This window comes from Marisediminitalea oceani (assembly GCF_003731635.1).
Classification (GTDB): domain Bacteria; phylum Pseudomonadota; class Gammaproteobacteria; order Enterobacterales; family Alteromonadaceae; genus Alteromonas; species Alteromonas oceani.
This window is the reverse complement of the sequence record NZ_RCUA01000084.1, coordinates 1-21,632: the sequence shown is the minus strand read 5'-3', so window position 1 is coordinate 21,632 and position 21,632 is coordinate 1. Positions and strand designations below refer to the sequence as shown.

At 47.1% G+C, this 21,632-nt stretch carries 13 protein-coding genes; 7 read left to right on the top strand and 6 right to left on the bottom strand.

Annotated elements, in window-relative coordinates; translation table 11 throughout:
* The first annotated feature begins 84 nt into the window (after positions 1-84).
* Complete coding sequence (locus tag D9T21_RS20915) at positions 85-1,131, top strand: IS110 family RNA-guided transposase (protein ID WP_123324454.1); 1,047 nt, start codon at positions 85-87, stop codon at positions 1,129-1,131.
* Positions 1,132-1,604: 473 nt separating this feature from the next.
* Complete coding sequence (locus D9T21_RS20910) at positions 1,605-2,015, top strand: septation protein IspZ (RefSeq protein WP_123327114.1); 411 nt, start codon at positions 1,605-1,607, stop codon at positions 2,013-2,015.
* On the opposite strand, the gene D9T21_RS20905 is transcribed toward D9T21_RS20910, so the two are convergent.
* From D9T21_RS20905 to D9T21_RS20890, 4 genes are all read right to left on the bottom strand, one after another.
* A complete protein-coding gene (locus tag D9T21_RS20905; protein ID WP_123327113.1) occupies positions 2,002-3,069 on the bottom strand; it encodes a lipocalin-like domain-containing protein in 1,068 nt (355 codons plus the stop codon). The genes D9T21_RS20910 and D9T21_RS20905 overlap by 14 nt on opposite strands.
* Positions 3,066-5,351 carry an ABC transporter permease gene (locus D9T21_RS20900; RefSeq protein WP_164464792.1) on the bottom strand — a complete coding sequence of 762 codons (2,286 nt, stop codon included), beginning with the start codon at positions 5,349-5,351 and terminating at the stop codon, positions 3,066-3,068. The genes D9T21_RS20905 and D9T21_RS20900 overlap by 4 nt, the downstream gene beginning before the upstream one ends.
* Positions 5,352-5,362: 11 nt before the next feature.
* Positions 5,363-6,016, bottom strand: coding sequence for an ABC transporter ATP-binding protein (locus tag D9T21_RS20895; protein ID WP_123327111.1), 654 nt, complete (start codon positions 6,014-6,016; stop codon positions 5,363-5,365).
* 133 nt (positions 6,017-6,149) lie between these two features.
* A complete protein-coding gene (locus D9T21_RS20890; protein WP_123327110.1) occupies positions 6,150-6,971 on the bottom strand; it encodes an acyl-CoA thioesterase in 822 nt (273 codons plus the stop codon).
* Between the two features lie 274 nt (positions 6,972-7,245).
* Between D9T21_RS20890 and D9T21_RS20885 the strand changes: the two genes are divergently transcribed.
* The 3 genes from D9T21_RS20885 to D9T21_RS20875 are packed head-to-tail and all read left to right on the top strand — an operon-like array spanning position 7,246 to position 12,215.
* Positions 7,246-9,729: a DUF1592 domain-containing protein gene (locus D9T21_RS20885; protein WP_123327109.1), complete on the top strand. Its 2,484-nt coding sequence runs from the start codon at positions 7,246-7,248 to the stop codon at positions 9,727-9,729.
* Positions 9,698-11,053, top strand: coding sequence for a DUF1552 domain-containing protein (locus D9T21_RS20880; RefSeq protein ID WP_206427313.1), 1,356 nt, complete (start codon positions 9,698-9,700; stop codon positions 11,051-11,053). Before D9T21_RS20885 ends, D9T21_RS20880 begins: the two co-directional genes overlap by 32 nt.
* A 10-nt stretch (positions 11,054-11,063) precedes the next feature.
* Positions 11,064-12,215 (top strand): ankyrin repeat domain-containing protein, encoded by a 1,152-nt coding sequence (locus D9T21_RS20875; protein ID WP_123327108.1) that lies wholly within the window; start codon positions 11,064-11,066, stop codon positions 12,213-12,215.
* An 89-nt stretch (positions 12,216-12,304) separates the two neighbouring features.
* On the opposite strand, the gene D9T21_RS20870 is transcribed toward D9T21_RS20875, so the two are convergent.
* On the bottom strand, positions 12,305-15,154 hold the full coding sequence (locus tag D9T21_RS20870) for a TIR domain-containing protein (RefSeq protein ID WP_123327107.1): 2,850 nt from the start codon (positions 15,152-15,154) through the stop codon (positions 12,305-12,307).
* 525 nt (positions 15,155-15,679) lie between these two features.
* On the opposite strand from D9T21_RS20870, the gene D9T21_RS20865 reads away from it, so the two are divergent.
* Together D9T21_RS20865 and D9T21_RS20860 are read left to right on the top strand one after the other, a co-directional pair.
* The gene (locus D9T21_RS20865; RefSeq protein ID WP_164464791.1) at positions 15,680-19,318 is read left to right on the top strand and encodes an AAA family ATPase; all 3,639 of its coding nucleotides are present in this window, start codon (positions 15,680-15,682) and stop codon (positions 19,316-19,318) included.
* A 70-nt stretch (positions 19,319-19,388) separates the two neighbouring features.
* A protein-coding gene (locus D9T21_RS20860; RefSeq protein ID WP_123327105.1) for an IS3 family transposase occupies positions 19,389-20,491 on the top strand; the annotation gives its coding sequence in 2 pieces (ribosomal slippage) (positions 19,389-19,641 and positions 19,641-20,491; 1,104 coding nt in all).
* 88 nt (positions 20,492-20,579) lie between these two features.
* Here D9T21_RS20860 and D9T21_RS20855 read toward each other — a convergent pair.
* Entirely contained in the window at positions 20,580-21,620 is a 1,041-nt protein-coding gene (locus D9T21_RS20855) for an IS481 family transposase (protein WP_123327115.1), read from the bottom strand.
* Positions 21,621-21,632: the final 12 nt, after the last annotated feature.

Here is a 21,632-nt window from a genome sequence, read left to right as displayed (position 1 = left end):
TTGATACTTATTGAGCCTTCTCCCCAGCTTAGCCAATTTCTTGGCTAAGCTGGAAGGCGACCAAACCCAAACGGAGAAGACTCAATGCAATTTTATACTAACTTACATCCTTTTTACTGCGGAATCGATCTTCATGCGCGAATGCTCTACGTTTGCATCCTCGATGAGCGTGGCGACATTCTGGTTCACAAGAAGATTAAAGACTCGCCTGAACAGCTTTTAACACTGCTTTCTCCCTATCTGGGGAATATCATAGTCGGTGCCGAATGTATGCATTGCTGGTATTGGCTCAGTGATTTTTGCGAACAGCACAACATCGACTTTATTCTTGGCCACGCCTTGTACATGAAAGCTATTCATGGCGGCAAAACCAAAAATGATAAAATTGACGCGTATAAAATTGCCAAGCTTATGCGGGGCGGCAATTTCCCTCTGGCTTATGTTTATCCGAAGGAAAAACGGGCTATCCGGGACTTATTACGAAGACGAACCCATGCCATGCGCCACAGTGCTGAATTAAAAGCCTTTGTTAAGAATGCGCTTGCCCAGTACAACCTGCCTCTTCCCGAAAAATCAGATTTAAGTTACACCACGGGCCGGGATGCTATGCGCGGCTATTTTCCTGACCCACTGGTACAACGCAGTGTGGATATGAATCTGCGTCTGATTGAAATTTATGACCATGAAGTTAGCAGTATCGAATGTTATGTAGAGAAGATAACTAAAAATGACAACGGCCGTGACTATCATCTGCTACGTTCATTGCCGGGTGTCGGACGGGTTTTGGCTCTGACAATTCTTTACGAGATTGGCAATATCCAACGCTTTGAGAGTGTTCAGAAGTTCGCCTCCTATTCACGGCTGGTCAAATGCAAAGCGGAATCAGCAGGCAAAACATACGGTACTCAGGGCAATAAAATCGGTAATGCACATCTTAAGTGGGCATTCTCGGAAGCAGCGGTGTTGTTCTTGAAAGGCAACCCACGTGCACAAGCATATCTCGCTAAGTTACAAAAGCGCATGAGTAAAGCAAAAGCACTCTCGGCCCTGGCCCATAAACTCGGGCGATGCATGTATTATATGTTGAAGAATAAAACGGTGTTCGACAGTGAACGCTTTTTAGCAGGGTAAGTCGCGCAGGCAGATGAGCTGAAAATCTAACTGGTCGAATGGCGAGTATCATGTTTATCACTTATTTAGGCATGTGAACCTGCAATGTGATGAACTATACCGGTGTCCACAGCCACCACGCTTTGATTAGACATCTGCCTGTTGCGCAACAATACCCTGTGCTAAATCGCTTGCACCTGCACTGAGCCTTCCACTAACTGGCGAGAATAATCAGCCATTACGTTTTGAATAGTGCCAGCATCAGGTTAACCGATGAATGTCTAGTGCCCCTGCGCCCGCCACGGATTGCCCGGCAGCAGGCAGCGATGAGATCGCACTAAGAGAGCCTCTATATGTGTTTGCCGCAGGCGAAGCCTGACGATGACCATGACAGATGAAGTTAAGAGGTTTAGCACAGGGACTTGAACTGGCTGCTGACGCAGCCAGAGAATTGTTATTACCTATTGACGGGAGTTGGGCTCATATGTGTTAAAGTGGATTTACTTGGCGGCTTTGCTGTTTTTGGCACGGTTATGCTGTTGATATCCGCATTGTTATCGCTCACTTTCGACAGTGAGTTTTTTGTGCAGCTAAAAGGTACAATAATGGGTGTGCTGGGCGCACTGGTATTGCTAACCGATGGCGTATTCCGTAAAGGAAAGTACTTCGCCCCTCGTTTTGAGCGTTACCTGAACGCGCCGATAAAACATCAGCCATTTGTAATAGGGCTGAGTGTTCTCGGACTATTAATGGCAGGCATTAATTACGCTGTTGCGAAACTGCTTACCGAAGATCAGTGGTTAACCTACACCACGTTTATTGATATGCCCCTGTATCTCATTTTGTTTTTTATGTTGATATCGAAAACCAGCCGAAAAGAAGCGCCCGAAATCAGTAACCGGTAAGCTCCATATAGCCTTTACCGGCATGGCTGCCATCAAAGGAAATAGCCCCTTCGTAATAAGGGAAGCGGCTGTCATTCCACTGGTCGGTTTTAAACGCTTTAGTGGTAATGTCGATTTGCTGCTTTGGGATACGAATTTGCCAGGTAACCGGGACTTCCCTGCCTGCCACCTCACTGGAGTTAACTGGTAAAATCTGCAGCTCATCCGGGCCCAGCGTTTGGGGCTCCCCCTGAGCACTGATTAACGTACCGGTGGTATAAGCCTCACTGCCATCCACATACATGGTAAAGGCCATTAATTTTCGCCCGTCGTCAAAATGCAGTGAAAACCAGTCCCAACCCAGCGCGTCTTCATCGGCCAGTTGCGATGTCCATTCGTGATCGTACCAACCCATGCCGCTAACCTGATGGGTTATTCCATCCAGAGTGATCTGGCCGCTGGCGTTGATAAACGGCTGGCTGTAGTAGTAGGAACGATAGCGTCCGTCACCGGTTTTAAAACTCACGCCTTGTTGGCCGTGTTTTACAAAGGGCTTATCGGCAGTCAGGTTAAGTGTAAGCACCGCAGGGCCAGAAGTGGTGTTTAGCTCTGCAGGAAAAAGCGCCGCCTGCTGTTTACTCAGCCACTGCCAGTCATCGATATAAAACGCTACGGGCGCGATGCTAAAACTGGCGATCCCCGTTCCCTGCTGAGCAAATTTCTCATCAAAATAATGCTGAGTTTGAGTATGTAGCGAAGAATGCCCCATCCAGACTACACCTTCCCCCCAGTTCGAAGCTAATTCAGGGCGGGCAAATTTGAACAACGTAAACTGATAATTAAACGGCTCGCCGGAATTATTCTCCAGCAACAATGTTAAGTACCACCACTCAATCTGATAGCCCTGATGCGGGGCATGATCGGCGGGTAAAGACACAGGCTGTTCAATGCTTACCTGCGCCTGATTATCGGCCTTAAAACCACCAAAAAGTGAAGAGCGGTTGTCTTGTTGAGACTGCAACGGCACTGAAAAAGCACAGCTTATCACTAACAATAAAAGCAATAGCCTGTTCATAATGCCTCCTGCTGCGAGTAAAACCTGGCCTGTAACCTGCCAAGCGGCAATGCCATAAGTAGCAGTAAAAGGCCCAGCCCGATTAGCAGACTTTGCATAATAATCATCGGGTCGAGGAGGAGCGGATAGGTCCAGTGAAAGGCAAACCGATTCACCTTATTCACCAGCAGCCAGGCCAGTAACAGCGCAAATGGCAGAGCCAGCAGTGCACAACTCACTGCAATAAAACAATACTGCGAAAACAATGACAGCTTGATACGAAACGGGCTGACGCCAACGCTGCGCAGCAGCAACAGCTGTGGTTTAATGTCCATCACCAGCAATGTAATTGATACAAAGAACGACAGCGCAGCCACCAGCATAGTGACCAAATTTAACGTATCCGTGGTTAGAAATGTGCGGGAGAATACCATCATGGACTGCTCAATCAGGGTACTTCGCTGGAGCAGGCGGGCCGACTCACTATGCTTATTAAGCCAGCTTTCAAGCGCCGCCTCCTCTGAAGACGAAGCAAAAGCGGCATAAGCAGAAATAAGCGCATACTCATTGGAGAGCAACGCCTCTGGCAGCAACACCTGCGCTTTAGGGTTACCGTAATCCGGATACACGCCTACTACTTCAAAGGCCTGCACCCCAGCGTTTAAAGGCAGACTAACAGCGTCGCCGGTACTAAGCCCCTGCCGATACGCCAGTTGTTGATTAATGAACACACCGCGCTGAGTATGAAAGGCAGACCAGGCGGAGGGCGACTGGTCATCAAGCATTAAATATTGCTGATATTGAGGGCCATCAGGAAAGCTGCGTAGCTCAAGGGTTTGCCCATTAACGCGCACGTCTTTGCCATAGCGGGCAAGCAGTGGCACCGGTGCGCCTTCCTCTTTAGATAAATCCCCTTCAAAATCCGTGTAGATATAAAACGGTGCAAACAGGCGTTGCTCCAGCCATTGCTCCGTGGCCTGGCGAAAACTGTCGACCATCACATTCATACCGATATTGGCCGCCAGCGCGATAAAAAATGCACAGGCCGCCAGCCTGGTGCGTTGCGACAGACTCACTGCATTGTGCATACTCCAGTGCAGCAGCGGTTTTGTTGTACTAATCCGCCGTGCAACCAGGCTCATTAACTGCGGCATCAGCAACACAACCGTGGTGCAACCAGCAATCAGCACCAGACCAATATACAACAGCGCCTGTAGCTGACTAGACACCAGCCACGCGCAGAGCGCCACTATCGCTAAGCTGAGCAACAGCCCGAAGTTATAGACCGGCTTAAAACGCTGCTTAAATACTGTCACCAGATAACTGCGCCGGGCCAGACTGTGAGCCAGACGTTGCCTGATCAACAGCCCCATGATCATCACTGCTATTGTACAAAACACCGCGGCCAGCAACATCAGGCGCGGCGTAGTAAACTGACCACCGCTAAACTGCCCGTCCAGTAAAAACCGGTAAATGTTACTCAGCACCGGCGTGATAGCACTAACCAGAGAGGCCCCGGCAATGACCCCGCCAACCGCGCCAACAAGCGCCAGAATAAACATTTCCAGTTGCAAAACCCGTAGCAATATTGCCTGACTAACGCCCAGCTGGCGCAGTTTTACCAACACCGGCGTACGCGCCGCCAACAGCAGGTTAAAGGCATTAAACACAATAAAGATGCTGACCAGCACCATCAGTGCGCCCATGGCCCACAGGTTCAGGCTGAAACTGTCACTCAGATTGCTGGCTGAGGAAGTCAACGTGAAGGGCGCCAATTGAAGATGTGCAGGCAGTGATTCTTCCAGCAGCTCATACTGCTCGGGAGATAGTGCCCCCACCACCAGCAGGCCGCTTAGGGGACGAGTTTGTAAAGTGACGTCGTCACGGTAAAACTGATTGATATCCTCAATACCATTGAGCGCCGCCTGTTGAGCAAAGCTGTTTTGCTGAGACGTTGAGCGATTGGCGGCTGGCAACAGATTAAACAGCGTAACCGTATCAACCGCTAGCCGATCACCGGTTTGAGTGTAAGCCACTAAGGCGTTAAGCCCCTGCCGCCGAAGGGCTGCATAATCAGAACGCGTAAGTGGACTATTTTCACTGCGCGGAATGACATGAAAATTAACCGGTACATCACCCAACGTAAACTGCTTTAACTGAGAGGATGCGCCGGCATTAATAAGTGTTACGGCAGTAAGACCGGCGCTGGCAATAAAGATGGCCACGATGATAAGCAATAGCTCCCAAAAACGCTGGCGATAGGTAGCCAGTTGGGTGCGCAGCGCCAGGATAAGAACTCGCATGGCCTGCGGCATTATACTTGCGCGAGCCGGCCCTGATGGAGCCGATACTGAGTTTGTGCGCGCCTGGCAACGTCCGAACTGTGGGTAACCACCACCAACGCAGCGCCCTGCTCCTGACAATAATTAAATAACAATTGGCTCACCACATCACTGGTTTGCTCATCAAGGTTTCCGGTGGGTTCATCGGCAAGCACCACATCAGGCAAGTGATTAAGCGCGCGGGCAATAGCTACCCGCTGCTGTTCGCCACCAGAGAGCATACTGACCGGCGCTTTGTGCCGCTCCGCCAGCCCAAGATTGTTCAGCAAGGTTTGCTGACGGGAAGCATTGTAGTTACCTTTTAAGCGAGCGGTAAAGGCCACGTTGTCCCAAACGTTAAAGCAGTCCAGCAGGTTAAACTGCTGAAAGATAACGCCAAGATGGTGCATTCGAAACGCATCGGCGGCTTCCTGGGATAAACGCTCTAACGCATGCCCGGCAATCACAGTTGTACCGCCTGAACTTTGCTCAAAGCCCGCCAGTAAGGCCAGCAACGTGGATTTACCACAGCCGGATGCGCCCTGAATACTCACCGATTGCCCGGCGATAACATTCAGCGAAAGCTGGTCGATAATGGGGGAAGATGAGTCAGGGTAGTGTTTTAGAAGGTCAGATACTGCGATCATTATTCGATTTTGTTCCTTAATCGACTACACCTTACGAGGCGCTGTATACCTCTAGTTTAACGTAAATTAACCAATTTAAGATTAATTACAAGGTCACCAGATAGGCAGCATCAATGTTTTAGCAAAAAAGCTTTTAGTCAAACACCACTACCGCCTGCCGGCTCAGCGCCACCAATCGTTCCTGTTCATCCCAAATTTTCGCCTCGGTTTGGGCATAGCCATTAGCGGCAAACCGGGTATTCACCTCATACGCAAACCAGGGGTTACCGGCAACGGGAATAAGCGGGTTCACAAACTCCAGATCCCAGCTTACCGTGCTCATCGGTGCCGGGGCTCCAAGTTGCTGCACCAATGCTGGCGGCCATGCATCAATTAACGCTATGAGGTGAGTAAGGCCAAATTGCTCTACCGGCGCGTGGTTGCGCATCCAGCCGAGATAATGACAGTGTGCGCTGCCGGTGAAAGGCCGTTGCCCCTCTAACATTGCAAGATCGTAGTGATGAAAAAACCTCGGCAATTTATCTGCATCGGTTCCCATTAAGGTTGCCTTATCTGGTGGTTCAAATTGGTGCGAAGGCAGCTTGTTGATATGCAATTTCGAGGTTAGCTCAATACCATAACAGGCCTGCACACAAACGCTGACTTTGCCTGCCTGATTCAGCTTTACCAGATATTGCGACATATTGCGGCCGGAGCGTAACTGCTCTATGACGATTTCAAAGGGTTCATCAAATACCACCGGGCCAACAAAGTTAGTGTGAAAGGTGCGCAAGACGCGATCCTGGGCGACTATCATGCTCAGCGCATAGTGCACCATCGCCGCACTTATACCACCAAAGGCCGTACGCCCCTGCCCCCAGTCATCAGGCAAACCGGGGTGAGTAACCTTCCATTGGTTGTCGCTTACAGCTGTTACGGCAGACATGCTCGCGAACAATTGATCAATGTGGTGCATCAGACTTTTGCTCCTTTTTACCAGTTATTAGAATGTTAATAGACGCTTAACACTAATACTTTATCGGTATCCTGTTATTTTAATCTAAGTATCAGACAGTTAGCAACATCGGGCCAGATTACACCCGCAGCCAACCTTCCTGAACACACAAACTGATAACATCCTGACAAGGTAACCTTCTGATTAGAAAGACATTTGGCATGTAAAGTGCTTCTTCTCCAGACTTATTCGTGAAACGCGCTGTTAGCACTGCAGTTGCGCTAAGAGAGTGCAAATGGTCTTTTATTGCTCCCCAAAGTTGAACTATCCCCGCAAGGTCTCTGGCCTGATAATATCATGCTGGTTATTTGTCTCAGGCATTAGCCCTTATTCCACTGCCCGGGCAGAACAACAACTGTTTACCCGTGATCTGGCTGCCGACATCATCGACAACCGATGCGAAACCTGCCACAACGACTATGAGTTTGCTGGTAACTGGTCTGTGGCCGATATTCATGTGAGCGACATCACCAAAGGCAAAAATCAAAAGCTGTGGGAAGCCATTCTTAAATCGGTTGCCATGGGCGATATGCCACCGGCTGATAAAAAACAATTAACCGCACAAGAAAAAAGCGCATTTCTGAGCTGGCTGGAAGGCTCGCTGGATGATTACAGTGCCGCCAATCCAAACCCGGGCAGAGCCACCCTAAGACGCTTAAACCGCAACGAGTACGCCCATTCAGTACGAGACCTGCTGGCACTGAATGTGGACATTACCGATTCTCTGCCCGGCGATGATTCAGGCTATGGTTTTGATAACAATGCGGATGTACTGGGTGTATCCACCACGCTGCTTGAGCGCTACTTATTTGTTGCTGGAAAGCTAAGCAAACTGGCTACCGGTACGGCAGGTAACGCTGCCGGCAAAATGAGCTACATAGTGCCTAAAGATGGCCCGGTAAAAAACAGCGGCGTGCCCTCGTTTGATTTGCGCATGAGTGACGCGCTTCCGCTGGACTCCCGGGGCGGCGGTAGTTTTGAGTTTTATGCACCGGTTAGCGGCACTTATGAAATTGCTGGCTTTTTAAATGCCAATACCAACAACGAAGTCGACCGGCTTGATATTCATCGCTACAGCCACACACTAACGCTTAGCGCAGGCAGCCACCAAATTGGCATGAGTTTTCGTAAGGAACTGGCTCTCAGCGAACATGTGCCGACAGTCCGCAAAGGCACCGACCACGTAGTCCTGCCTGACAGAGAGCCAGAAATACTGGATCTCGATTTTATTGTGGATGGTGCACGCCGCCATTCAACTCAGGTACCTTCTTATCATCTGTCGGCGCGCTTTTCGCAGGCCGCTTTTTTACGCGATGTGCTGGAGATAGAGATTATCGGGCCGCTAAATTCAGACCAAACTAATGCCTCATGGCAAACTGCCAGCACCCGCAAAATTTTCAGTTGCCTGCCTGAGGCCGAAGCCACCGCTGAGTCAGAGCTTAATTGTGCCCGGCAAATTATCAGCCGGTTAACCACTGAGGCTTATCGCTGCCCGGTCAACAACAGCGATATACGGCCCTTACTGGCCATTTTTGAACGCGCCCGCAAAGATGTAGGCTTTCGCGCCAGCATCGCCACCACATTGCAGGCACTGCTGGTATCACCTCAGTTTTTATACCTGCAGGAAATTCCGCCTGCCGATGTTAAGCCTGGCAGCGTTTACCGCATTAGCGATACAGAATTCGCCGCCCGGCTAGCGTTATTTTTATGGAGCAGCTTGCCGGATGAGGAACTTACCGCTCTGGCCAGTGCAGGTAAATTAAGAGAGCCGCAGGTGCTTAAGCAGCAAATCAAACGCATGCTGGCATCAGACAAAGCCAGCGCGCTCACTGATAACTTCGCCGGACAATGGCTGTATTTACGTAACCTGCCCTACCATTTCCCGGATGTGTTTGAATTTCCTGAGTTTACTATCCCGCTCAGGCATTCCATTCAGCGCGAAACTGAACTGTTCTTTACCCGCATTCTGAAAGACGATTTACCCATATTCGACTTTTTAAATGCCGACTACAGTTACCTTAATGAACCGCTTGCAGAACATTATGGTATCGTTGGCGTGAAAGGCTATGCCTTACGCAAAGTCAGTTTAAGTGACCAATCCCATCGCGGCGGCTTGCTCGGCCAGGCGAGTATTTTAACCCTGACCTCCAATCCAAATCATACCTCGCCGGTCAAGCGCGGTAAGTGGATCCTGGATAACCTGCTTGCTGCCAGCCCTCCGCCTCCACCGCCAGACGTGCCAGCCTTGGTTGCCGAACACGACGGTATGGCGCTGTCGGCCAGAGAACAACTCAAACGGCACCGGGCCGATCCGGTGTGTGCCGCCTGCCATGTGCGCATGGATCCACTCGGTCTCGCACTTGAACAATATGATGCCGTAGGCGCTTTTCGTACCAGCTATGCCGACCAGGCCATTGATGCCAGCGCCACCATGCCCGATGGCACTCAATTTGAGGGCCTGAGTGGCCTTCATGATGTCCTGTGGGACCGACGGGAGCGCTTTACCCAGGCCTTTATCGATCGTCTGCTCACTTACGCACTGGGCCGCGGATTAGAAGCCTACGATCAACCCGTGATCCGCTCCATCGCCAGACAAGCCAGTGACGATAATTACCGCATTCACAGCATTATCGAAGCGGTAGTCACCAGTACGCCATTTAACTTTAAAAAAGCACCAGAGGCCGCTAATGAACCACAACAATTCGCTAAAGCGCCGTAATTCAGCGTTATCCCGTCGCACCTTTTTAAAAGGGCTGGGCGTGAGTATGGCGTTACCGGTTATGGAATCACTGGTGCCTGCTGCCATGGCCAAATCCCTGGAGCAACGCCCCAAACGGATGACCGTATTTTATTCCCCTAACGGCGTAAGAATGCAGCGTTATACACCGGCAACCGCTGGCAAAAATTACGCGATGACGCCCATTTTAAAGCCCCTTGAAAAAGTGCGTGATAAGTTTTCAGTTATCTCGGGTCTGGCTCATTATCAGGCCAGCGCTTTTGGTGCACCGCCGGCCGGCCACGGCCGTAGCTGCCCGGCCTTTTTAACCGGGGTTCATGCCAAGGCCACCGAGGGTGCGGATATTCAATGCGGTATTTCTGCCGATCAGGTAGCCGCTAGTTACTTCGCCAAAGACACGCAGCTCGCTTCCCTTGAACTGGGTATCGAGCCGCCCAGCTTAATGGGCAGTTGTGATATCAATTACAGCTGTACTTATACCAATACTATTTCCTGGAAGAGCCCCACGCAGGCGTTGCCGGCTATGGTTGCTCCCAGCGATGTGTTTGAGCATCTGTTTGGCGACGGCAATCAAATCGATGAGCAAACCCGCCAGATGCGACTGGCCCATAAGAGCAGTATTCTCGATTTTATTAACGATGAAGCGAAGCGGGTTAACAAACGGTTAGGCGTTAACGATCGGCATAAGATGGCTCAGTATCTGGAGTCCGTTCGCGATGTAGAACGGCGCATAGCCAAAGCCCGGGAAACGGCAATAGAAATGGATCTGGAAGGCTTTACCGTGCCAGCGAATATTCCTGTGGATTACGAAGAGCACGTTAAAATCATGCTCGACCTGCAAATGCTCGCACTACAAACGGATATGACCAGAGTCAGTACCTTTATGCTCGGCCGGGAGCTGAGTAATCACGCCTATAACAATCTGGGTATTCCAGACGGCCATCATGCCCTGAGCCACCATGCGAATATTCCGGATAAAATCGATAAGCTGGTAAAAATCAACGCCTATCACATGCAGCTGTTTGCCGATTATCTGGAGAAAATGGCCAGCATCCCGGACGGAGAATCCAACCTGCTCGACAATACCTTTGTGGTCCGCGGCGCCTGTATTGGTGAATCGAATGAGCACGATCATATGGATTTGCCAATTATACTCGCCGGTGGCGGCTTGGAAGGAAACCGACATATCGCTGCACCAAAACACACGCCTATGTGCAATTTGCTACTTTCGGTATTGCAACAAATGAACGTGCCTGTGGAAAGCTTTGGCGACAGTACCGGCCCGCTGGACGGTTTGATTGCCTGAGGAGTAAGCAATGAATTCAATCAATATCATCCCAATTAAGGCGCTGCTGGTAGCGCTGGGGATTGCCGCATTAGCGGCCTGTCAGTCTGAATCCCAGCTCACCAATGTGAAACCTGAGCTTGCCAGCCAGCAACACGATAGCCTGCTCATAGAGGCCAAACAGGCCATTCTGGCTTCAGATATAAACCGACTCGCAGAGCTTAGCAGCCAAATTGACGTTAATCGCCCGCTTCCCGATAACGCCAGTTTACTGGCCTGGGCAGTGGAAACCCAGGATCCGAAACTGGTTAGTCTGTTACTGGAAAACGGCGCTGATGCTAATCCCACCGACGGTAACCGTTTTACCCCAATCATTCAGGCCTGCCGCTATGGCAATTCTGAGATTATCAACGCTTTACTTGCAGCCGGTGCAAGTCCTGGTGATGCGGTGGAAGATGGTACCACAGCATTCCATCTGTGCGCGGGTTCTGCTCACAGCAGAATTCTGGAAAAAATGGCCAGTTTGGGCGCAGATATCCGCGCCAGTAATGAATATGGCCAAACCGCGCTGATGTTTGCAGCAGCCGAAGGAAACGCCCTTAGCCTGCAATATCTGGTGAATGCCGGTGCCAACATCAATGCACAAACCCTTGAGGGTTACAGCCCGCTCTTTTTTGCTATTAAAAGTCAGGATGTGACAACGGCTCAAATGGCCATTTCACTGGGCGCTGACGTATTTGCTGTTGCAAAGGATGGCACCACAGCCACCCAACTTGCGGTGTATGCAAAAAACTATGCATTTTTAACCTGGTATACAGGTGAGCTACCAACGTTGATGGATGAGCAAGGCATTGATAACGTTGTTTCCGCTTTCGACCGGGATGGTTATCAACTGCTCCACGCCGCCGTTAAAGCCAATCAGCCACAGTTGGTTGCTAAGCTTCTGGCACTTGGCGCTAACCCAAATCAGCGTAGCGAGCCATCAACTCTAACGTGGCGATACGAAGCCAACTTCAAAACCGAAAACTATATTCCACCACAGCTAACGCCCATGGAAATTGCCGAACAGAACAACCTCACACAAATTACTGAAATGTTGCAGCAGAACATTCCTTCACTGGCGATTCATGTAACACCGACATTACCTACTAAAAATAGTATATCTATTACCCACATCAGATAAATGAAAAAGAGGAATTATTGCAAAGCAGAATGCCGCCTTAAACGGCATACTGCTAAACAGTAAGTTGACTACGTCAGGAGGTGCTTTGACTACTCAGCAAATTTAGACTGCAATTCTCGAACGATTTCCTGGTCAATATCCGTTTCTTTGCTCACCAACAGGTTTATACGCTCCATGCAACCAGGGAAGTTGCCCTTCTGCATAACCGAACTTCCCGATGAATCAATAAGGTGATTTAGTAAATTCAACACGTGACCAAAAGCTTTATTGGTTATTAATCCGGTTTGCTCATGGTAATTAATCAACCGGATGATCGTGACAGGTAAGCTAAATTGGTACATTTCATCTAACCAAGGCTTCATAGTGCCTGGCCGGCTGAGGCTCAGTACATTAGTATTGATGCGTTTATGAACATCATTTTTGTTTTGCGACAAGCGCAAAATAATGTGCGTATTACAAACTGCTATCAGGCTCAGCATGTTTGGATGCGTTACGCGCACTTTTACATATTTGGCAAATTTAAAATGCCAATTCCAAAGTGTTTTTTCCTCACCAAGCTCTGGCGCATTTATTGACGTCCACCAGGACAAATGGGTAAATGAGAATTGACAATAACTCTCTACCAATTGCCTGGGACCTGCTTGCTGGGTATGCATTTCATTATTCATCGCTTCGATGAAGCGTCGCAGCTCAATTAACGAGTATAACCCCTTCACCGATAGTTCACGGTTAGGTTTGATTGCCGTTAGAGTTTTCCCTCTAATACGTTCGGAAGGAGCCGAGTAATTATTAATCAGCATCAAGGTGCCATTATCAGCTTTATTGTCTACCAGAACGTTAAGCAATTTCAGGGCAACATCAAGCGGCTCTTTTATTACATTTTTAACCCATCGAAAAAGCTCAATATTGGCAAATCCAAGCAAAACAGAAGCGAGCCAATTTTTTGCAAGTAAGTTACTGCCCTGCGCTGCTGTGTTTAGAATGAACACAAATTTAGCATCAAAAATAAATGTCAGACGATACCAATTGCTCTCTAGTGCCTCTAAAAATAACTTGTTACGCAGGGGCACACCAAACTGTTTTATTAACTCATGGCTGCGCGAGTCACTGGTTTGTAAACACAACAACCAAAGATAGACCGCTGTATTATCTAACGAATAATCGTCTGTTGAAGTGCGTTTAAATGCTATGGCTTTAATGTTTTGTAACTCTTGACCGAGAATTTCAGTGTTTGAGCTTGTCCATGCCGCCGAGGCAAACAGCTTGAGCAAGCGATCTAAAAAGCTTTGGTTATATTGAAGCCGCTCATTTTTCAAAACATACCAAACCAGGCTTTTTATACCTTGTATGGAGTTCTCTTTAAGCTCCCAACTTTCGCCATAATTAGTGTTTTCTACATCAACATACAATGCAATGTCACAAGTCTTGATATTAAGGTAACTCTTTATAATTTGGTTTAAACATAAAGCATTGCCATCATCCGCACCTATTTTTAACCAGTTAAAGGCTGTTTTTTCGTCATACGGACAATTTTTGGTATTTGTCGCTTCCCAATAAACCGCATAGGCACTGTCATAATAACCAAGCTCGATGTTTTCAGTGTGTTCCCGAAAAGCAACTTCTCTGCTTTGAATGACTCCACAGTCTTTAAACTCTGAATTCAGGTGAAACTCGGCGAGTATATATCTGGCATGACAGCATCCCATAGTTTCAGCCTTAGCCAACATTTTCAGGCCAAGCTCGATGTTCTGCTGAAAGTGTTTATTCTTGGCGCTGCCGTATAAAAAACACACCCCGAAATAGCGAAGCGTCGGTATAAAATAACTCTCTTGAAGTTTGCTAAATTGCTCCTGGGCCTGTTCTGACATGCCAGATGGCCAGGTATGATAAGCCAGGTAACCAAATTGTTGTGCACTGTTTAATTCAGAAAACTTTTCGCCCAACGCTTGGATAATTTTATCGTAGGGGTTTTCAACCGCCACATTGTACTTTTGTTTTAAAAAAGCTGTCGGGCATTGGATATTTTCAATTTCGGTGTCAAACAAATAACTAAGTTGAAAAACCGCTTCGACACATCCTTTTTCATAAGCTTGCAGATATAATCCGCACGCTTTTTCTTCGTTAATACCTAAATTGGTATCTCCATAGTGATAGAGTAGCCCCAACTCGAACAAAGCTTCCTTGCATCCACGCCCCGCTGCCGCTTGTAAATATTCAATCGCTTTTTGGTTGTCGATCTTAATGCCAAACCGGCCCGATATATAAAACAGCGCAAGGTGGACGTGCTCGATATCCAGTTTAACAATTTTATCTTCTAATGCGGCCTTATAGGCAAGCGCCTCATTGGTTGGCCAGGGCAGACGAAACTTGTGATAAATATCTTCGGGTGACTCATCAGCAGGTAGTTCAGATTGAGCTTCACTCGACTGATCTTTCTGCTTATAGCGTTTCCTCTCCAATTTGAGAATTTCATCGCTAATATCGCGATAAAAGTCTTCGGGTAAAGGTTCATTGAAGCAGAAAGCCTGATAATCAGAAAGATTCTTTGCATAAGGCTCGCAGCGCTCAAACACCTCTTTCGTATCCATGCCGACAATAACAGGCATAAGCGTACAATGTTGCGAATTGATAGCCCAGTTAAGTTCTTCAACAATAAAATTATGATTGAAGTCATGCCCTTGTTCTATGCGCTCAACGTAATCGAGTGTAAACAGAGCCACTACGTATGTTGCCTCTTTTATCGAGGATTCTAGTTGAGGGGAAAATTCACCGGGTAATAATTCCGAAGAATCTATGAATACATTAAAACCAAGCCGTTGTAAGTGGGCTGCTATATCGCTTGCTATCGTACTGTCGTTACCCTTGCGATAACTTACAAAACAGTCGTACTTCACTACAATTTCATTCCAGAAGTTAATATTGTTGGTACCGGGTACCATACAAATTTACCTGCGCATCAGCCCTTGCAGACATATTGTATCTGTTCATAAAGTGACGTCGCTCCATGTTGGGAGTTAAGATTGCTTTACTCTTTGTGTAATTGCAACCGCTCAGGATGAATATTGGAATCTTCACACGCGGCAAAATTTTTATAATTTCCTTGGTTAATTGAATCGCTTTGTATTTATCAGCACTTGCTAACGCCCTACTCCTGCCCCTGCCAGAATCAACAAAAAATTGAAAGGGTTAGCTAAAAAGTACACTATAGCTGTGATTGCAGTTTCATATCACTCAAGGCTTTCTGAATTACCATGAATTTATCTCAACTGTTCAAACGGATTTTTCATTCCCGCCCCGTTGTGTGTCGAGGCACTACACTTGACGGGGATATTATTCCTCACGACGACGTGTTACTTCCGTTTTTAATGGTCTATCTGGATGCGGTAACCGTGGGCACCAAACTGGAAAATAAGCTTTGTGAATTTGAAGCCTATAAACACAGCGACTCACTTCTGTATCTGAAAGTGCGTAATGTAAAAGTCCTTGATTACGATCTGGCTGAAAATGTGATTAGGCATCTGAAGGGGTACCTGGGATTATCAACTCTGAACGCAGATGAAATCGATATCCTGCCGTTAGTTACTTCGTTCAGAAACTGTCTCGTTAATGTTAACGAGAATGAAATCATCAACAGAACCCATGAAATTTACAAGCTCGTAAGCAGTGATTTTAAGCTAAAAGTGGAACAATCCTTCGCAGAGGAAGCAATTAAGGAGCAACAAGAACGAATGGTGCCTCCTGAGTTTAGTGTCGATGATTTTGATGCTCTCTTTGATAAGCCAGACAGTCCAACGCCTTCTTCACCATCTTTAAACCTCAAAGAGATTTATACAAAGGTCGGCGGTATCACTAAACAGTTTTTTGATGAAATCTCAGTGGTGGTATGCGGTCAATATCTGCAGGCGCAGCTTGGCAAAGATATCAACGACTTGTCTGTGAAACACATTCCAGAAGTAGAAGTAAGCAGCTTATTTGCTGCCATTATGAATATTCCCGAGATGCTGTTAGAGCTGGCAGAGTATTTTCACTGCCAACCAAGCCAGTTGATAATGCCGGAAAATGTATACTCAAAACGTACATACTTGTTAGAAAACGCGGTTACCCGAAGTTTTTCGGTGAACGATGTGAGTAAAACCTGGTACAGCATCGCATCATCTTACGCCCTATATCTCAACTTTACTGACGAAGCGCAACAATGTGTTAATCAGATCTCTGAATTAAAAGGTGTTGTAGGCTCTGAGTTTGTCGACAAACTTATGCGCCTTAACTTGCCATTTATTACTCAATTAAAACAACTCAACCACAGTAAAAACGCCATAGCCAAAGCCGTCAAAATATCCCAGGCGCTCAACCGGGAGCTAAACAAAAAAATTATCGGCCAGGTTAAAGCAGTTAGTCACCTTAGCAATGGTTATTTGTCTTCGAGTTTGGTCTCGCCTGATGGTCCAAGGCTCATATATACCTTCGCTGGCCCGTCAGGTGTTGGTAAGACCTATCTGGGCTCGTCTTTTTGTGAACTGCTTAATCAACATGAACAGTCTGGCTATGCGTTTACAGAATTTAACATGGAGCAATATTCGCACGAAAAAGATGCTATGAAACTATTTGGTACCGGTGTGCAATATACCGATGCCAGCCTTGGTACACTCACCAGTAAAGTCAGGGCATGTCCCCGTCATATCTTGCTATTTGATGAAATAGAAAAAGCTCATAATACGGTAATTCAAACGTTACTAGGTATGTTAGATAAAGGCGTTGCCCAGGATCAGACTAGTCAGGAACTCATCAACTTTAAACAATGCATAGTAATTTTCACATCGAACCTCGGACAAGATGTATTAGCCAAAAATACCCAAGGACACGCGCTCAATGTTTTCGACGTACTTCGACAGACCGCTAATCCTTCATCCGGTACCAAGCTGTCCTTTGAATTTATTAATCGACTAGCAAAAGGCTATTCGGTGCTGTTTTCTTCATTGAGAGCGAATCACTATTTACATATTGCCGAACAAGCCGTCAATCAGTCTGCCAAAACCAATCACAATGTCACCTTTTACTGGCCGATGCGGTTTTCTTCATTTTTGGTCAGGGCCCTGGCGCCGGAGATATCTGCAAGGCAGCTTGGTACCATACTGTCAAAGATTAAAGCTGATATTTTAACGAAATCAGCAGATTTACTTGATGAACAGTCTGATATCATTGAATTCACCGTCACCGTAAATGAAAGTACTAGTCAGGCAGAAGCAAGGCAAATGCTGCTGTTTGACAATGACAAACGGTTACATGATGCGCTAAATGTGCTTGATACCAATGTGAATATTAATCACGTTTCAACCCTCGAATCCTTGCCTGATCAAATGAAACATCAGCGGCCCGATGCATTGCTGATTGACTCCGAGTCTGTGTCTCAGTCGCAAACGTCATTAAGTGAAATCATTGAGAAGGTAAGAGAACAAAACAGCAGTATCCCCATTTTCACCTACCAACTCGCCCAGTTAGAGAAAGCACTGCAAACCGATAACGATTGTGTAGATGTCCTGGAGCATTTTTCCATTCAACTGGACGACATAAAAGAAGGTTTTAAAGAGCTACTGGGTAAAGTTAATCATTATCTGACGGTTGACAAAACGATTCAGAGAATGTTGTCCCGTAACGAGGCGCTCGACTACACGTTATCAGTGGACAAGCGCGATAACAAACTCGTCGCCACGTTTGACAACCTGCATTATAAACAGCTTATTCAGTCCAAAGATCTTCAGGAATCAACGCTATTTCAACAAAGCCTCCCAAGCGCCACACTCGATGACGTAATTGGACTTGAAAGAGCCAAGATGAGATTAACAGAGGTGATTGGCTGGCTGAGGTACCCCGAAAAATTGTCAAACTTTGGAATTAAAATCCCTACCGGCTTTTTATACGCCGGCCCTCCTGGTACGGGTAAGACTCTTCTGGCAAAAGCTGTGGCAGGTGAATGCAAGTTACCTTTTTTCAGTGCCTCCGCCGCAGAGCTTTCATCACCGCACTCATCAGGGACGACCGAAAATATCAAATCGGTGTTTGCAGTTGCAAGAAAATACGCGCCGTCTATTTTGTTTATTGATGAAATAGACGCTATTGCAGGTAAGCGCACGGCAAACAATGATGGTGCAAGCCGGGATCGCAATTTAACCGTTAATGCGCTGCTCACAGAAATGGATGGATTTACTACCCAGCAAGAACCGGTATTTGTTATGGCGGCAACAAACCACCCTCACCTGCTTGACGATGCATTAACAAGGCCCGGGCGATTTGATGAAATTATTTATTGTGACTTACCTAATAAAGAAGCAAGACGAATTTTCTTTGAGCGCTTTGCCAATAAACATAATCTGAGTTGGCCAAATGAAACAGTAGATCAACTGGCCAATGTCTCGCAGGGGATGTCTGCAGCACAAATCGACCAGGTGTTGAGAGAGTCAATTTATCAGGCCGTTGGCAACAACGAAACCCTCTCTACCGAACATGTAAAAGATACGATTGTACGAATTGTATATGGTTCGCCATCAGACCATATAACATTAAGTACAGAGGAAAAGAACAGAACGGCATATCACGAAGCAGCGCACTTAGTCACTCATAAGCTGCTATTTCCAACTCACCCGGTTGACTTTGTTACTATAGAGCCCCGCAACCAGGCACTGGGATTTGTGGCAACACGCAGCCCCGATGAATACGAAAGCTTATCTAAACAGAAAGTCCACGACCAACTGCAGGTGCTGCTAGCCGGAAAAGTAGGCGAAGCTATCTGCTCTGGCGATCAAAACCAGGTAAGCACTGGCGCGTCTAATGACATTGAGAAAGCCACCAGGCTGGCTATGCATGCCATTTACGAGGGCGGACTAGAACCATCGGTTGGCTCAGTAAATGTAGCCATGCTTACCAAATACGAAGAGTCAGAACTTCTGTCTAACGCGCAAAACGCCGTAAAGACTTGGTTAGCAAACGCCGAAGAAAATGTCACCGCGTTATTGCTTAATCACACTGATCAACTTGAGCGAGTTGCTACCAGACTAATTGAGAAAGAGTCACTGCTCAAAGACGAAATTGACAAGCTTTTCGTCTAAGTGTCCACTTCCCCTAAACTGAGACAGACATAATTGGAGTTTTCTGCAATGATTAACGCAGAAGACGACTATGAAAAAATCACGCTATACAGAATCTCAGATCATCGCAGTATTGAAAGAAGTTGATGCTGGTAGAAAAGTTGAGGAAGTGTGCCGTCAACACGGTATCAGCAGTGCAACCTACTATAATTGGAAGTCGAAGTACGGCGGCATGGAAGCGTCTGACGTCAAACGATTGAAAGAGCTTGAAGAAGAAAATGCCAAGCTTAAAAAGATGTTCGCTGACGTCAGTTTGGAAAATAATGCGATTAAGGAATTGGTCGCAAAAAAGGGTTGGTGACAGCAGAGAAACGAGATTGCGTCAGTATATTGGCCAGGGCTGGACTGAGTATAGCTAAAGCTTGTCTGTTTGTAGGCATTAGCCGCTCTACTTTCTATCGTCCTGAGCGAGACTGGCGCAAAGCCGATGCTGCTGTCATTGATGCTATCAATGCCGAACTAAAGAAATCGCCAAGGGCAGGATTCTGGAAGTGTTTTGGTCGGATGCGTTTTAAAGGATTCTCGTTCAACCATAAGCGCGTGTACCGCGTGTATTGCCAGATGGGATTAAACCTGAAACGCAGAACTAAACGGGTACTACCCAAATGGGTTGCACAGCCTTTAGAAGTGCTGGATCAGGCAAACCACCAATGGGCGTTGGATTTTATGCATGACACCTTGTACTGCGGTAAACGGTTCCGAACGCTGAATGTCGTGGATGAAGGAACGCGAGAGTGTCTTGCCATCGAAGTCGATACGTCTTTGCCCGATGGTCGTGTCGTACGCGTGTTAGAACAGCTTAAGGCTGAGCGTGGGTTACCCACTCAGCTGCGTATGGATAATGGCCCGGAACTCATTTCTGCGACGCTGACAGATTGGTGTGAAACTAACAATATTGAACTGGTTTATATCCAGCCAGGAAAGCCACAGCAAAATGGCTTTGTTGAACGCTTTAATGGTTCATTTCGCAGAGAGTTTCTGGATGCCTATTTGTTTGAAAATCTCAGTCAGGTGAGAGACATGGCCTGGTTCTGGCGACTGGATTACAACGAAGAAAGAACACATGAAAGTTTGGGTAAACTGCCTCCGGCAGCTTACCGGGCAAAACTGGAAAACTCTAGTTCAGCACTGTGACCCGTCCTAAGATAGGTTGACAGTTTTTAGGTGTACTAGCTCAGACCTGATCTGACAGTTACCCAGTTTTTCTGGTGTCAGCGTAAGATTAGATTTGAGCTAAATTCTTTTCAGCCCAAACCCGTTTTCCATCAGTTAATGTTTCCATTGGCGTTCGGCCGCAGCACATTTTGCCCTGATGAGTCCGTTCATTGTTGTAATAATCTAGCCAGTCGTCCAGATCTTTCTGCAACATTTCCAGAGAATCATAGAGCTTTTTACGGAACGTCACCTGATAAAACTCATTCAGGATGGTTTTATGGAAGCGTTCACAGATACCGTTAGTTTGCGGATGTCTCGCTTTGGTTTTGGTGTGGTCGATATCATTGATTGCCAGATATAACTGGTAATCGTGCTGTTCAACCTTGCCACAATACTCAGTACCTCGGTCAGTTAAAATCCGCAGCATGGGCAGTTCCTGAGCCTCGAAGAACGGCAATACACGGTCATTTAACACATCTGCCGACGTGATTGGTGTTTTCGTTGTGTAGAGCTTAGCGAACGCGACTTTACTGTAGGTATCAACAAACGTCTGCTGATAAATTCGGCCAACGCCTTTTAAGTTGCCTACATAGAACGTGTCCTGAGAGCCTAGATAGCCAGGGTGATGCGTTTCAATTTCACCGCAGGCTTCATCATCTTGCTTTTTCTTTTCTAGCGCTGCAACTTGGTCTTCGCTAAGGATTATGCCTTCCTTTTCAACCTTGGCTTCCAGAGCTGCGAGGCGCTTTTTAAAGTTCTCCAGGTTATGACGGAGCCAGATGGAACGAACACCACTACCAGACACGAATATACCTTGCTTACGCAGTTCATTACTGGTTCTGGCTTGGCCGTGTGCCGGAAACTCTACTGCGTAATTAATAACGGATTGCTCCGTTTGTTCATCCACGCGATTCTTGAGATTTGGGGTTCGTCTGGACTGACTAATTAGCGCATCAACGCCGCCGTCCTCAACGAGTTCCTGATAACGATAAAACGTTTCTCGAGAAACGCCCATGATTTTACAGGCTTTAGATACATTGCCTAGTTCTTCGGCCAGATTGAGTAAACCTGCTTTGTGTTTAATGATTGGATTGTTAGTATGCAACATGAGAGTTACCTT